Origin of the sequence: uncultured Ruegeria sp. (assembly GCF_947504215.1) — a bacterium.
Lineage (GTDB): Bacteria > Pseudomonadota > Alphaproteobacteria > Rhodobacterales > Rhodobacteraceae > Ruegeria.
In genome coordinates, this window is the sequence record NZ_CANNGO010000003.1 from 208,413 (window position 1) to 221,860 (window position 13,448).

The 13,448-nt window shown below is 52.1% G+C and carries 16 protein-coding genes and 1 pseudogene; 4 read left to right on the forward strand and 13 right to left on the reverse strand.

Annotated features, from left to right (window positions below):
• Positions 1 to 49 precede the first annotated feature (49 nt).
• The 3 genes from Q1B21_RS08170 to Q1B21_RS08180 are packed head-to-tail and all read right to left on the reverse strand — an operon-like array spanning position 50 to position 2,925.
• Positions 50 to 1,090 carry a DctP family TRAP transporter solute-binding subunit gene (locus Q1B21_RS08170; RefSeq protein ID WP_299888147.1) on the reverse strand — a complete coding sequence of 347 codons (1,041 nt, stop codon included), beginning with the start codon at positions 1,088 to 1,090 and terminating at the stop codon, positions 50 to 52.
• A 36-nt stretch (positions 1,091 to 1,126) separates the two neighbouring features.
• Positions 1,127 to 2,410, reverse strand: a complete 1,284-nt coding sequence (locus Q1B21_RS08175) for a TRAP transporter large permease (RefSeq protein WP_299888150.1) — start codon at positions 2,408 to 2,410, stop codon at positions 1,127 to 1,129.
• A complete protein-coding gene (locus Q1B21_RS08180; RefSeq protein ID WP_299888153.1) occupies positions 2,407 to 2,925 on the reverse strand; it encodes a TRAP transporter small permease in 519 nt (172 codons plus the stop codon). The genes Q1B21_RS08175 and Q1B21_RS08180 overlap by 4 nt, the downstream gene beginning before the upstream one ends.
• A 263-nt stretch (positions 2,926 to 3,188) precedes the next feature.
• Between Q1B21_RS08180 and Q1B21_RS08185 the strand changes: the two genes are divergently transcribed.
• Positions 3,189 to 4,052, forward strand: coding sequence for a MurR/RpiR family transcriptional regulator (locus Q1B21_RS08185; protein ID WP_299888156.1), 864 nt, complete (start codon positions 3,189 to 3,191; stop codon positions 4,050 to 4,052).
• Between the two features lie 30 nt (positions 4,053 to 4,082).
• Here Q1B21_RS08185 and Q1B21_RS08190 read toward each other — a convergent pair whose 3' ends face one another.
• The gene (locus Q1B21_RS08190) at positions 4,083 to 4,442 is read right to left on the reverse strand and encodes a CHAP domain-containing protein (RefSeq protein ID WP_366525398.1); all 360 of its coding nucleotides are present in this window, start codon (positions 4,440 to 4,442) and stop codon (positions 4,083 to 4,085) included.
• 452 nt (positions 4,443 to 4,894) lie between these two features.
• Here Q1B21_RS08190 and Q1B21_RS08195 point away from each other — a divergent pair, with 452 nt between their 5' ends.
• Together Q1B21_RS08195 and Q1B21_RS08200 are read left to right on the forward strand one after the other, a co-directional pair.
• Positions 4,895 to 5,995, forward strand: a complete 1,101-nt coding sequence (locus Q1B21_RS08195; RefSeq protein ID WP_299888162.1) for a twin-arginine translocation pathway signal protein — start codon at positions 4,895 to 4,897, stop codon at positions 5,993 to 5,995.
• Entirely contained in the window at positions 5,985 to 6,434 is a 450-nt protein-coding gene (locus tag Q1B21_RS08200) for a MarR family transcriptional regulator (RefSeq protein ID WP_299888165.1), read from the forward strand. Before Q1B21_RS08195 ends, Q1B21_RS08200 begins: the two co-directional genes overlap by 11 nt.
• A 321-nt stretch (positions 6,435 to 6,755) precedes the next feature.
• Here the strand turns inward: Q1B21_RS08200 and Q1B21_RS08205 are convergent, their stop codons facing one another.
• From Q1B21_RS08205 to Q1B21_RS08245, 8 genes and pseudogenes are all read right to left on the reverse strand, one after another.
• Entirely contained in the window at positions 6,756 to 6,926 is a 171-nt protein-coding gene (locus Q1B21_RS08205; RefSeq protein ID WP_299888168.1) for a hypothetical protein, read from the reverse strand.
• 264 nt (positions 6,927 to 7,190) lie between these two features.
• A complete protein-coding gene (locus Q1B21_RS08210; RefSeq protein WP_299888171.1) occupies positions 7,191 to 7,691 on the reverse strand; it encodes a CIA30 family protein in 501 nt (166 codons plus the stop codon).
• Positions 7,692 to 7,756: 65 nt separating this feature from the next.
• Entirely contained in the window at positions 7,757 to 8,209 is a 453-nt protein-coding gene (locus Q1B21_RS08215) for a TspO/MBR family protein (protein ID WP_299888174.1), read from the reverse strand.
• A gap of 13 nt (positions 8,210 to 8,222) precedes the next feature.
• On the reverse strand, positions 8,223 to 8,726 hold the full coding sequence (locus Q1B21_RS08220; protein WP_299888177.1) for an aggregation factor core: 504 nt from the start codon (positions 8,724 to 8,726) through the stop codon (positions 8,223 to 8,225).
• A gap of 136 nt (positions 8,727 to 8,862) precedes the next feature.
• Positions 8,863 to 9,246 (reverse strand): nuclear transport factor 2 family protein, encoded by a 384-nt coding sequence (locus tag Q1B21_RS08225; protein WP_299888180.1) that lies wholly within the window; start codon positions 9,244 to 9,246, stop codon positions 8,863 to 8,865.
• Between the two features lie 136 nt (positions 9,247 to 9,382).
• Positions 9,383 to 9,763: a VOC family protein gene (locus Q1B21_RS08230; protein ID WP_299888183.1), complete on the reverse strand. Its 381-nt coding sequence runs from the start codon at positions 9,761 to 9,763 to the stop codon at positions 9,383 to 9,385.
• Positions 9,764 to 10,776, reverse strand: a pseudogene (locus Q1B21_RS08235) (zinc-binding alcohol dehydrogenase family protein).
• 26 nt (positions 10,777 to 10,802) lie between these two features.
• Positions 10,803 to 11,093: a putative quinol monooxygenase gene (locus Q1B21_RS08245; protein WP_299888189.1), complete on the reverse strand. Its 291-nt coding sequence runs from the start codon at positions 11,091 to 11,093 to the stop codon at positions 10,803 to 10,805.
• A gap of 104 nt (positions 11,094 to 11,197) precedes the next feature.
• Here Q1B21_RS08245 and Q1B21_RS08250 point away from each other — a divergent pair, with 104 nt between their 5' ends.
• On the forward strand, positions 11,198 to 12,085 hold the full coding sequence (locus tag Q1B21_RS08250; protein WP_299888192.1) for a LysR family transcriptional regulator: 888 nt from the start codon (positions 11,198 to 11,200) through the stop codon (positions 12,083 to 12,085).
• Positions 12,086 to 12,295: 210 nt separating this feature from the next.
• On the opposite strand, the gene Q1B21_RS08255 is transcribed toward Q1B21_RS08250, so the two are convergent.
• Positions 12,296 to 13,201 (reverse strand): haloalkane dehalogenase, encoded by a 906-nt coding sequence (locus Q1B21_RS08255; protein WP_299888195.1) that lies wholly within the window; start codon positions 13,199 to 13,201, stop codon positions 12,296 to 12,298.
• Between the last annotated feature and the right edge of the window lie 247 nt (positions 13,202 to 13,448).

The window sequence follows — 13,448 nt, forward strand, 5'->3', positions numbered from 1 at the left end:
TGGCCTCCGACGAGTTGTGCTGCCAGTTGGTTCTAGCAATCAGGGAGGATCAATCGAGGTAGGACGCGTTGTTGGCGTTCTCCACCGCAGCTTTGAAGCTTGTCAGTAACTCTGCCGCCTTTTCATCCAGGTTCTCCTGAACATGTGCTTCAAATGCGGGCTGCGTTGCAGCTGCCATGGAGCTTCTCTGTTCGTCAGTTAGAGCAGTGACCTCAATCTGATCCATCAAACCCGCAAGGCCGCGATCTGACGCCTCAATGATACGCGACAAGCCACGGCTGGCCGTCACGCAGTTTTCGGCGGCTGTGCGGATCGTCGCTTGCTCTGCCTCTGACAGGCTTTCATAGAAGGCACGATTTATCATGAAGGTGTAGGGTGAGAACAAGTGATTGGTCAGCGTCATGTATTGCTGAACCTCTGCAAAATTAGCGAATGAAATGATCGGTACAGGATTCATCTGACCGTCAATTACTCCGGTTTGCAGCCCGGAATACACTTCACCCCAAGACAGTGGATAGGCTTCCGCACCCAACGCCTGAATAATCTTCTGATGTGACGGCAAGGTCATAGTGCGAATGCGAATGCCATCAAAATCCTTCAGGTCCGCGATGGGGCGTTGCGAGTTGGTTACCGCAAAGAAACCACCGGTGTCCGGGAAGCCCAGAACCACAACATCGCCCATCTCTGCCTCGATATCAGCGGCCAGCGCCTCACCGAATTCGCCATCAAAGACCTCGTAAGTTGATGCGTTGCCGTTAAAGGCAAAGGGCAGATTTAGCACGTCGATACGCGGGTAGTAGCTGGCCAACGCACCAGTTGAGGTCAAGGTTGCTTGAATGATCCCGTCCCGCATCTGTTGAACGTGTTCTGCTGCGGAACCCAATTGGTTGGACCCGAAGACCTCAACCGAAACACTGCCATTGGTGCCTGAGTTAACAAGATTTGCAAATACTGCCGTGCAGGCATGAGCTGGGTTTTCAAACGGGTCAGTTTTGTTGTCGTGGCCAAATTTTATCACCCCACCTTCGGCCAATGCGCTGCCAGCAAGCATGGTCGCGGTCAGCGCCGCACCTGTCAGAATTTTTTTCATAATACTTCTCCTGTTGGTTTGGTTTTTGTGGCGAATCTACTGGGCAAAGCCCAACATCCGGGGAAGCCAAAGCGCTGCGTTCTCCCAGAAAGCAAAGACGAAAAGGATCGCAATTTCTGCTATTAGAAACGGGAACAGTTTGATTGAAATCCGTTCCAGCTTTTCGCCGGTCACGGAGGACAGAACAAACAGGCAAGCACCCACAGGCGGCGTCATCAGTGAGATGTTCAGAGCCAGCACAAATATGATGCCGGCGTGGATCGGCTCCAGTCCGACTTGCTCTGTCAGCGGCACTAGGACAGGTGCAAGGATGATCAGAATGGCTGTGATGTCCATCACCATGCCGACAATCAGAAGCAAACCAATGATGATCGCGATTACGGCATACCGGTTGTCAGAAAGCCCCAGAACGGTTTCGGCAATCAGTTGCGGAATGCGTTCAAAGCTCATCCACCAACCAAGGATTCCGGCAAAGGCGATTATTACGAAGATTACTCCGGTGATACGCGCGGTACGCACCAGCATCGCGTAGAAACTTTTGAAGGTCAGGGAACGATAGACGAAAACCCCGATGAACATGGCATAGGCCACGGCAATCGATGCTGCCTCCGTCGGGGTGACGATACCGCCCAGGATGCCACCCAGAATGATCACAGGCATCGCCAGGGCGGTCAGAGAGGAAACGAACGTTTCCCAGATCTCGCGCGGGGTCGCTCCGCGCAACGCTTTGGGTAGGTTTTCCCGTTTGCCGCCAATTGCGATCACCGCCATGCAGACCATGCAGATCACCAGGCCTGGCAGAACTCCGGCCGCGAAAAGGCCTGCAATGGAAACGCCCATTAGAGACCCGTAGACAACCATTAGCCCCGATGGCGGAATGGTCGGGCCGATGATGGACCCCGCGGCCGTGACCGCGCAGGCATAGTCGCGCTTGTAGCCCTCTTTCACCATTGCTGGCACAAGCGTCCGACCAAAGGCCGCCGCGTCCGCTGTCGCCGAGCCTGTTAATCCGGCAAAGAACACTGACGCCAACATGTTAGTATGGGCCAGCCCACCCCGAAACCGTCCGACCAAAACCTGCGCAAGTTTCACCAAACGACTGGTGATCCCGATATCATTCATGATCTCACCGGCCAGAATGAAGAACGGCATGGCTAGGAAGGGAAAGATGTTGAGGCCGTTGAATATCTTACTGGGACCAATCGCAAGAAACTGCGTTCCTCCCATTTCGATCAACCCAACAACGCCAGCAAGGCCAATAGCAAAACCAATAGGCATTCCAAACAGAATGAGTGCAACAAATACGATTGCGACAATCACAGTGTTTCCTCCGCCTTTACAGCAAAGGGCGGTTCGTCAATGTGCGTACCCAAGTCACGAAACAGGACAAGTATCAGCTGCACAGATGACAAGGCCGCTGCGACGGGAATGGCTGCGTAGAACGGAGCAAGGCTTGCCCCAAATATCATTGCCTGCCTTGGCGCTCCGCTTTCCACGAAACTGATACCAAAGAACGCAACATATAAGAATAAAGCCAACGCCAATACATCCATCGCGATAAGAAGAGTTCGCCGCAAGCGAATTGGGAGCATCATGACGAATGCCGTGAGACCGATGTGATCTCTGCGCGCAATACCAGATGAGACCGCGAGCAACGCGGCCCAGATCATCAGATAGCGGGCCAACACTTCTGGCCACGGGAGTTGCCAGTGAAAATAATAACGGTCAATTACGCCAAGCCAGACATCCAGAACCAGAGACAGCATCAAAGCTGCGACAATGCCTTCAACGACTGAATTTATCCTTGAACTTGCGCTGGCGAACCAGTCCGACATTCGTATTCCTCCCCAGGATCCGAATCTGTAACTTGGTTACACAATGCGTGATGCTTGGTGAGATATCAATGAAAAAACGTAACTTAGTTTCGTTACATGCCGCAGAAAGGGGATCTCACGACGAATTTCTTGCCCATTCACGTCAATGTATGTAACTAAGTTTCATGACCAGTCATAAGGAAACTACCGGCTTGCCGAACGAATCTCGCCCCGTATCAGAGAGTAGTGCCCCTCCGCTTAAAGGCAGGATTGGAGCAGTCGATTTGATTCCGGCACTGCACAACTCAGAAACTAAACTGGCAGTTCAGGAGCAGAAGGTCGCCGATTATGTAAAGGACCACCTCAACGAAATCAGCGCCATGACCATCGGGGATCTCGCGCAACGCTGCTCGGTCAGCAAGCCAACCGTGGTTCGGTTCTGCCGCAGCCTCGGCTGCGAAGGATTTCGAGATTTCAAACTCCGCCTGGCCCAGAACGTCGCTGTCAGCGCGCAGTATCTGTATAGAAACGCCGATGACGAAAGCCCTGACGCAGATACCGCGATTGACCAAGTTCTTGGGGCTTTGTTTGCGACTCTGGATGTTATGCGCGGTCAAATCGATACGGCGAAACTCGAAGAAGCGAAGAACGCCTGCCTGGGTCGACGACAAATCCTGTTCTCCGGAATAGGTGGGGGCTCGTCGCTCGTCGCCCGGGAAGCTTCTAACCGCTTTTTTAGACTTGGGATTCCATCATTCTTCGTGAATGACAGCTATGTGCTACAGATGCGTGCTGCCGCGCTCGGAACCGAAGACGTACTCTTCCTTGTTTCGGCGAGCGGTGAAGCCGACGCAATCGTTAGTGCGACCGAAGTCGCCAATGGTTACGGCGCCACTACAATCTGCATCACAAAGCCCAATACAAGGCTGTCCGACATATCCAAAATTGCTCTTGTCACGGAATTGCCCGAGGACAGTGACATCTACAAGCCTACAGCTTCCCGATATGCCCACCTCGCCATTGTTGATGCATTAGCCATGACCGTGGCACAGGAGATGACCGGTGAAACAAAAGAGAACCTCCGACGAATTCGAGCATCGTTGACGGCTTACCACGGCAGAACTGGCCCACAGCCTTTGGGCGACTAATCCACAAACGAATGTTCGAGAAACTTGTAGCTACTCGCCAACTTTTGGATATATGAACCCGTTCACCGGGTAGAAGCTGCCATACCGACCCGGTTGGCTTTCGACCCGAACCAGTGTCCAATCATTGTGTTTGGATACGTCTCTGACGCCCATTTTCAATGATACCTTATTGCGATGCCAGTTAGCATGATTCACGATCACTTCACGGTCGGTGACAATATCGGAGACGACAGCCACATGGCCCAAGGGCATACCACCGGTTGCTCGAAATGACATTACCGCACCGACAACCGGTTCATTGCCCCGGCCAAATGCATTGCGCGCCTTGCCCCACCAGTCCTTGGCGTTGCCGCGAATTTCGATGCCGCTGAGGTTTCGTGCGTAGGGCACGCACCATACTCTTTGCCCCCGGGCCTGCTTTCGCGAGACCTCTTGCAGCGCCATTGATTGACGTTCTGGATCGAGATCCGCGTCGTTTGGATTATTGGCACAGGCAGAGACAAGAGAAATAAGCCCCATCGCAATCACTGCGCGGGCGGTGCCGGTCAGGCGCGGCCAAATGGTATTCGTGTGGTTTTTTAGCAAAAAACTTCATTGCCGATTTGAGTGGTCCCGGAGTTCTACAGCGATTTTGAGGGTTTTGAAAAGAGACCAACCAATTCTCCGGCAGGAACATGCCGGTTGACGGCATATACGGAAATCTCATTCAGCAAAGCCCAAATGGCGGCCTACCGTCCCAATTTGCACTGAGCTAGGCCCCAAAACTACTCAAGAAGCTATTGGGGTTGATTTAGTACGAACTCGTATTATTTAGTACGATATCGGACTAAAGGAGTTTCTAGATGCCAAATAGAAGACGCTTTCTCAAGATCCTAGGCGGCGGCACAATTCTGGCAGCAACAGGTGTCACTGGTTTCCTCACCACGCGAACACCCCATGCGGCACTGGCTCCGTGGATGCCAAAATCATATGACGACCCCCGGAAAACTGCATTGTCTTACGCAGTTCTCTCCCCCAATCCACACAATCTCCAACCATGGCTGATTGAGTTGGTCGGTCAAGATAGGGTTCGCATCCACCGTGACAACAATCGCGAGCTTCCTGAAACCGATCCATTCCATCGTCAGCTCTTTATTGGGCTTGGCGCGTTTGTCGAGACGATGGTCTTGGCAGCAGGTGCTCAAGGATCTCATGCCCAAGTCACGCTCTTACCCGATGGGAATGAAGGACCTATCGCAGAAGCAGTGTTTGTACCTGGAGGGGCATCTGATCCACTCTCAGATCAAATCCTCAAACGACACTCCAACAAAGAACCGTACACTGAAATGCGCCTCTCTGCCGACCAAGTGTCTACGCTTGGCAACTATGCAACTTTGATTACCGATGCAGATTTGGTGGCCCGTACTCAAGACCTTACGAAACGCGCTTTCGAAATCGAAATGCGAACACCGCAGACGCTGAAAGAATCCGTCGACCTGATGCGGATCGGGAAAGCAGAAATCAACGCCAACCCAGACGGGATTGAATTACGCGATCCCATGTTGGAAACACTGCGACTTACCGGTCTATTGGACAATGAGACCCTGATGAATGTTGATCACCCAGGCACTCAGTCACACATGCGAGGCTACTTCGCCATGCTAGACGCGACGCCGCAATACGCAGTCCTCACGACAGCCACAAATACGCGAAGCGACCAACTCGATGCCGGACGTCAATTGATGCGTTTCTACCTAAAGACAACCGAAATGGGACTAGGCGTTCATCCGGTCAGCCAGGCCCTTCAGGAATATCCTGAGATGGCCAACGAATACGCTTTGGCTCATGAGCTTCTTGCGTCACCGGGCCACACGGTGCAAATGTTGCTGCGTTTGGGGTATGGACCCGAGCCAATTGCCACGCCCCGCTGGCCGCTGGAGACACGAATTCTGAATGAAGCCTGAAGATGAGACCAACGAAGTCTACCGGTTCTTCACCGAGGTCGGGATTATCAATCAGTTGATCTCGACCAAGCTGGAAGCGTTCCTGCCCGGAAGAATGACAGCGACACAATTTGGAATATTGGGCCATCTGGTTCGGCGCCCCGAGGGAGAGACGCCACTGCAACTATCGAACGCGTTTCAAGTGCCCAAAACTTCGATGACGCACATGCTCTCCAGTCTTGAAAATCATGCCCTGATTACCCTTGAGCCCAATCCCAATGACAAGCGTTCGAAAATTGCTCGGTCTACGCCGCAAGGCGCGGAGTTTTTGAAAGCTTGTATGGAGCGGATGTCGGAATCCCTGGCTCCAGTTTTGTCCGAACTCGGGTCCGATCCATTTCACAATTCGCTGCCGAATCTGACGCTCATACGCGAAGCTTTGGACAGCGAACGGGGCTAGGCAAAAACCGGTGTTAGCCAGATTACGAAGCCAAATTCTTAGAACATCATGCAATCTCCGCCCGGGGGGAACGCCAAGGATCGGCGCAAGGTTGCGTGAGTTTGAAATTTCCAGCGCTTCAAAGCAAGGTGAAGAACTGGAGCAGTTTCTTGAATCACAGCGAGACCCGAGGGAGGTCCCGTATCGCGCAACAACTATAGAAGAGTCTGTCGCGTCACCATTCTCGGCGCTGAGTGTTCCTTGGCTTTGGTGTTACCAATTGCAGAGTTCGATCTGATTTGCCCTAATTCACAGAAAGTTTGGTGTTGTGCCCCAAAACGCTCAAGCTTCAGCGATCATTGTGCCCCAGCTGGAAAAGCCACTCTCTGTCTCACAGATGATCGTCTCCATCCCGGTTACCGCATCGTTCCCAAAGTGGCACTCCGCAAACGCACCAGTGCCAACAAATGATAGGGTCAAGGCAACAAGGCCCAAAGCTGCAATCCTCTTCATGATACTCACTCCTTTAGATAAGCGTCATGTGGGAGTTGTTTTTTGCCAAAAGTACTTTGCTTTGATTAAGTATTCTTAATTTGAGACTGCCAGACGAGTTGTCTCTTCAGAAAGCAGCACACTCTGAATGTTCGCTTAGAAAAGACAGGTTCAGCATCTAAAATGAAGAAACAGTACATCCGCATTCAGGCATTGGCACACTTCGACCCCACACGATTCCAAACCGGCCTAACTGAAGATTGCAGCCTTTCGCTCGGGCGGCCATCAATAGAAACCAATCTCGCTGACATCTACGCGGGCCTCGTGATCGCGACCGTACGCCACGACCCCAACTGAGGTGACTTCGTCAGCAATGGGAATAGCGCGCAACATGGCACCTGAAGCCTTGAAGCCTGACAGAGGTAAAGAGACTTCGGTCCATTTGTCAGAAGTTGCGAACTCGGCCTGATAGTATTGCCACGGAAGCACAGTGCCACGTGTCCTGAGGTGAACGAAGTATTGCTCGCCATTCCCCCGTACCAACAGCCTGACGCCCGATACACTCGCATCTGGCCGATCAGGCAACTTGCGCCGAAACTGGATGAAACCGCCGTTGTTTTCCGTACTGACGGTTCCGGTCAACCGCGCGAATGCAACATCACCATCCGAACGAAACTGCACCTGCCCTGAAGAAACTCCGCCCATGACAGTGTCGGCAACGTAGTCCCAATGCGTCTCCGGAGAGTTGGAAAAGTCTTCAACAAGATTTTCATCAGCCTGTGCCATTGTAGATCCGATGATATAAAGACTTGAAACAAGCCCAACAAATTTGGCACGCATATTGTTTCTTCTCAGTTCAGTATTGCAATGGAAAGGTTCAGTGCCGCGGCAAATGCGACCCATGCAAAGTAAGGCAAGAAGGCCAGTTCGGAGACCCTATCCGAGTGCCTGACCTGAGCGATGAACATGACGACGACAATCAGCAACCCGACAATGACCACAAACGCAAACCACGGCAGTTGCAGTACGAAAAAGGTTGGGGACCACAAAAAATTCAGAGCCATCTGTGCCCACCACAGCTTCATGGCAGCCGAGCTTCGGTCTGTTTCGAACTGGCGCCAACCCGCCATGGCGATCAACACATAAAGCACCGTCCAAACCGGCCCAAAAATCCAATTTGGAGGGTTGAAAGCCGGTTTAGATAGCTGCGCATACCAACCGCCAGGTGCGGTCAGTGTCCCGATTAGGATGCCGCCTCCCAACATGAGCGCAAGGAATGCTATGCGGATCAACCAATTTGACATTGTGGTGCAGCTTTCAGCAGCCCTTAGTCGTGACGTTGACAAACGCTTCGGAAGAGAAGGTCGTAGTACTGGTCTCGCCCTCATCAGTATAAGACACCGTAGCGCCTTCGATCTCCGACCCTGTTACGGTGATTTCGCGTTGCCCGATGGTGTCATCTACATCGATGGTAAAGGCCAGTTTGTCCCCGGCTGCAAGGGAGGCGATCTCAATCTCAATTGTGTTTTGCCCGTCCACGACTACTGGAATTTGCCGCAGAGCATCCACACCCTCAACGAATTCGAGAGGTTGAAAGACCTCTACGCCCGCACCTTTTTCGGCAACGTCGAAAATCAATCGTCCGGTAGATTGCGACAAATCAATTTTGAGGGTCGAAGCTTCAACTTCGCACGTTCCGACATTTGTCAGAACAAACCGGTCCTTGGGTGCGCCTTCTATGAAGCGAATTTGTACTCCGGCTTGAAGAGAAGTAGCTACGAAAAGTCCAATGGTCGCCGCAAAAATGCTGGTCGGGAGCATATTTATCTCCTTGCTAAAGGGTTCTTGATAGATACGCTTCGGCGGGTTTCTTGGATCAGACTTATGACTTTTGACTATCGTGGTTCAGCCGACAGTTACTTTTGCAGTTCCATGCAACGCATTCAGATCGGACAAGTCAAAACATGCCATTGTCATTCTCGCTGTTTGCTGGAACTTCCTGAAGAACGTCCCAATGTTCGACAACCTTACCATCAGCATCCAGGCGAAAAATATCGATCCCTGCGTACTCGAGATCATCCGGCCATATTTGGTGGCAATGCAGAATAACGTGGCTGTCTTCAGCAAAGGCACGTTTTATGTCCACACGCTTTCCCGGGTATTCAGCAGCCATGCGCTCGAAATACTCGACAAAAGCTTGCTTGCCGTCGCCAACATGCGGGTTGTGCTGCGTATAGGTTTCACCAACAAAGGTCGCTATCGCCTCGGAAGGTCGACACTCGTTGAACATCATTTCGTAGAAAGCGATGACGTTTTTCTTGTTTGTTTCGAGGTCCGGCATGCTGATCTCCGAATCGACGTTTGTACCGCCCAAAAATGTTGGTCCGAGTAATTCTTGGAAGCAACCCGGCAAGGATCTCGACCACTAATCGGCAAGAGCTTGATTTTGCGTTCCAACTATTTCGAGGGCTAGCCACTTACTCGGTTTCGTCGAAGTCTATATGAATATGATTTCCATCAGGATCGGCCACATGGATTTGGACCATTCGAGCCCCTGGGACGTCAGTTTTGCGGTACTGGATTTGACTCGAGATCAGTTTTTCTTCGAATGCGCTCAGCCCCGTGGCTGAGAGCGCAAAATGCTCGAGCTTGAGCTTCACTTCGGAGCCGAAATTTGGCGTGCCTTCGTGACCCACAAGGTGAACCACTGCGTGATCACCCGCATACAACCAAGCTCCGGGAAACGAAAAATCAGGGCGGGCCCCGAGTTTCAAACCCAAGACCTCTTCATACCAAGTAGCCATTTCAGACAACTTAGTTGTTACGATATTCACATGATCTAGCCGCTCAATTCTCATCTAAAAACCCTCAAGCACGAGCTTTCCTTTGGCCTTGCCACTTTCGAGGATAGCATGTGCTTTCATTAAATTTGCAGCATTGATTGAACCAAGCGTTTCGGTTGCCTTAGATCTGATCTTTCCATCGTCTATCAACCCGGCAACCTGATTCAGTATTTCGCTTTGACGGTTCATATCTCCAGTCCCAAAAAGCGACCGAGTGTACATGAACTCCCAATGCAATGAGATCGATTTGGGTTTGAATGGCGCGATGTCAAAGGTCTCAGGATCATCGATCAACCCAAAGCGACCTTGAGCTGTCATCACCTCTCCAGCTTGAGACGCATAAAGCTGGGAATGGTTTGTTGAATAGATGAAATCCACGCTTTCGATACCGAGAGCCTCGAGTTGTGTGCCAAAAGGTTCCGCATGGTTGATGACATGATGTACGCCTAGCTCTCGAACCCAGTCTTGTGTCTCGGGTCGGGACGCCGTCGCTATCACTGTCAACTCAGTGAGAGCCCGTGCCAATTGAATGGTGATTGACCCGACACCGCCTGCGCCACCAATAACCAGCAACGTATTGGTCCCGCCGGAAACGGCATCTTGAACTCGCAGGCGGTCGAACAGCATCTCAAAGGCAGTAAGCGTCGTTAGCGGCATCGCCGCAGCTGCTTTTGCAGGTATGGAATTTGGCGCTGACCCGACAATACGTTCATCCACCAGATGAAACTCGGCATTGGTTCCCGGTCGGTTGATCGCCCCGGCGTACCAACTGTATCTCCCGGACTGAAAGTCTCAACCGTTTCGCCAACTGCTTCGACGATCCCTACTGCGTCCCACCCCAGAATATCAGGTGCTGGACCTACAGGAGCACGTTTTTGACGAATTTTCGTATCGACTGGGTTCACTGACACGGCCTGCACCTTCACCAACAAGTCGTGCCCTTTCGGCGTCGGTTTGTCGGCCTCGAAGTCGATTAAGGCGTCCGCCCGATCAGTCGACCCTGTCTCACGGTATCCCACGGCTTTCATAACGTGCTCCTTTGTCCGGTTCTCTATCAACCGATGACTGTCATCTCATTCAACGTGAATTCTGCAACGGAGCCGTCTGTTGCTTCCAGGTAATCCCGAAGGTGCTGAGCACCCATGTGGGTTTGCCAAAGCTCTCGGCTTTCCCAATTTTCGTAGAACACCAAGTGAGCCGGGTTGTCGTTGTCCTGGTGCAGGTCATAGTTAATGCAACCCTCTTCGGCACGGGTTGTGTCGATGAGCTTGATAAGCTCGGCCTTTACGAGGTCAATCTTGTCGGGGTTGGCTTTGATGTTGGCGACGATTGTCAGCTTGGCCATTGGAATAGGTCCCTTGTTTTCATAAGCGATGCCTCTGATTTACGCCTCGGTCATTTCGGGATAAACAGGGCGAGGTCGAACATATAATCCGGAAAATCCGTATAATGCTTCTAGACAATCTTCGCTTGTTTCTGACCATAACCGAGAAAGGCAGTCTTGTGGCTGCGGCGCGCGAGACAGGGATGTCGAGCACTACAGTGTCCGAGCGGCTCGCGGCTCTGGAGGCACATTACGGAGTGGTTTTGTTCAACCGCACCACCCGTTCCATTAGCCTGACCGAAGAAGGCCGGACACTAGCTGACGGAGCAAAAAGCGTACTCAGTGAAGTTGCGGACTTGGACACACTTGTTCGGCACGGCGCCGAAACTCTGTCTGGTCCAATTCGCATAAGCGCACCCATCGACTTGGGACGAAGCTTTGTCTCCGAAGTCATTGCCGAATTCACAGAAGAGAACCCTGCCGTCTCAATCGAACTGTCCCTCTCAGACGGCTACGTCGACCTTGTAGGCCTGGGTTTTGACCTCGCCGTTCGCTTCGGCAACATCACAGACAGCTCGCTCAGACTGCGAAATCTAGGAAGCTACCAACGGTTCGTATGTGCGTCCCCAGATTACCTGGCCTCATTCGGAACGCCCGAAAAACCAGAAGACTTATTAAACCACAACTGCTTGGTCATGAGGTTTGGAGACATGATCGACAATGTTTGGGAGTTTGGAACAGGACCAAAAGCCCAACGCGTATCGGTAAATGGAAATCGAATAGTCAATGATGGTTCACTCATCCGCGATTGGGCAATTGCAGGCCATGGGGTCGTATTGAAGTCGGAGCTGGATGTGGGCGACGATGTTCGTTCTGGCAGACTTGTTTCTGTCTTGCGCGAGTTCCTCCCACCGCCGAAACCTTTGCAAATGATGTTTCCACCTAGCCGAGCCCAACCACGTCGCATAACGGCCTTGGCTGAGCATTTGCGTCGCAAATTTGGTGTGTGTTGAGGCCACGGGCAAAGACACTAAATCGCTTCTTCAATTGGCTGCGCTATACAAGACTGTCCTGGCTATTGGTGGAGCAATAGAATTGATGAGGGTCATCTAAGCTGTAGGGCAGAAGAAACTTTAGTAACCGCCTTATGGGCCGGGGACTGTTGCACAGTCGAACATCTTTTCAGGGCGAACATTCCAACGGGTTGCACCAACTAATAGCCGCTAAGTTTGCTCGATGAATTTCAAAGTCGCGTGTGCCAGCTCTGTACCAGCATCTTCTTGGATGAAATGCCCGGCTTTTGGCAGTACGGTATGATTTCGACCGGCGGCTCCTGGGATCGACTTTTGGAACACTTTGTCTATTCCCGCCATGACCCTGTCATCTTCTCCAAAAACAGTCAGAAACGGAGTTTTGAGGGTCTTGAGGTTTTCCCATGCGGCTCGGTTAGCTTCTGAAGCTGGATTGTCAGGCGAGTCGGGCACCAACATTGGAAACTCTCGAGCGCCTGCCAGATAACGCGCATCCGGGAACGGCGCGTTGTATGCTGCGACCTCTTCATCGGAAATCTTGGATGTCGTGCCGCCGAATACGATGCGTCCCGAATTAAATTCAGGCACGGATTGCGAGTATTCCCGCCATGAAAGAAATGCCTCGCCCAAGGGCGTGTCACCGGTGGGCAAGGCCGTGTTCGCCACAACTACCCGAGAGAACCGCTCGGGCATACTCGCAACCAGCCGCAACCCAATGAGACCGCCCCAGTCCTGACAAACCAACGTGATGTCTGTTAGGTCAACTTTCCGCAACCACTCGGACATCCAGTCTACATGGCGTTGGTAAGTGTAGTCGGATCGCTTAGTGGGCTTATCCGACCGTCCAAATCCAATCAAATCAGGAGCCAGAACTCGATGGCCCGCATCTTTGAATAACGGCATCATGTGCCGATACAGGAAGCACCAGGCGGGCTCTCCGTGCGTCAACAATACTGGCGGTGCCTGCGTCGGTCCCTCGTCCAAATAGTGCAGTCGGAGAAGACCGCCCTCGGTATCATCCACATCAAGATAGTTCGGGCCAAATTCGAAATCTGGCAACCCGTCAAACCGGTGGTCCGGTGTACGAAGGAACTTCATCGTGAACTCTCCAAAATTGCCGACGGTCTTGGTCCGACAACAGTGATCGATAAAACTAAAACGGTCCAGTTCCAGCTTATACCGACTTCAGGTTTGTATGAGTTGGACGCAATACTTCGCTCCCTCGCGGAAGAGGCTCTTTTTGCAAACGTTTTCAATCTGCGGCTCCAAAAAAGTTTGGTCTCAAAAACCTTATCTTATGAGTACCTCTGAGCTGAAGCAGAGTTCATTTGTGCAGATCGTCGAG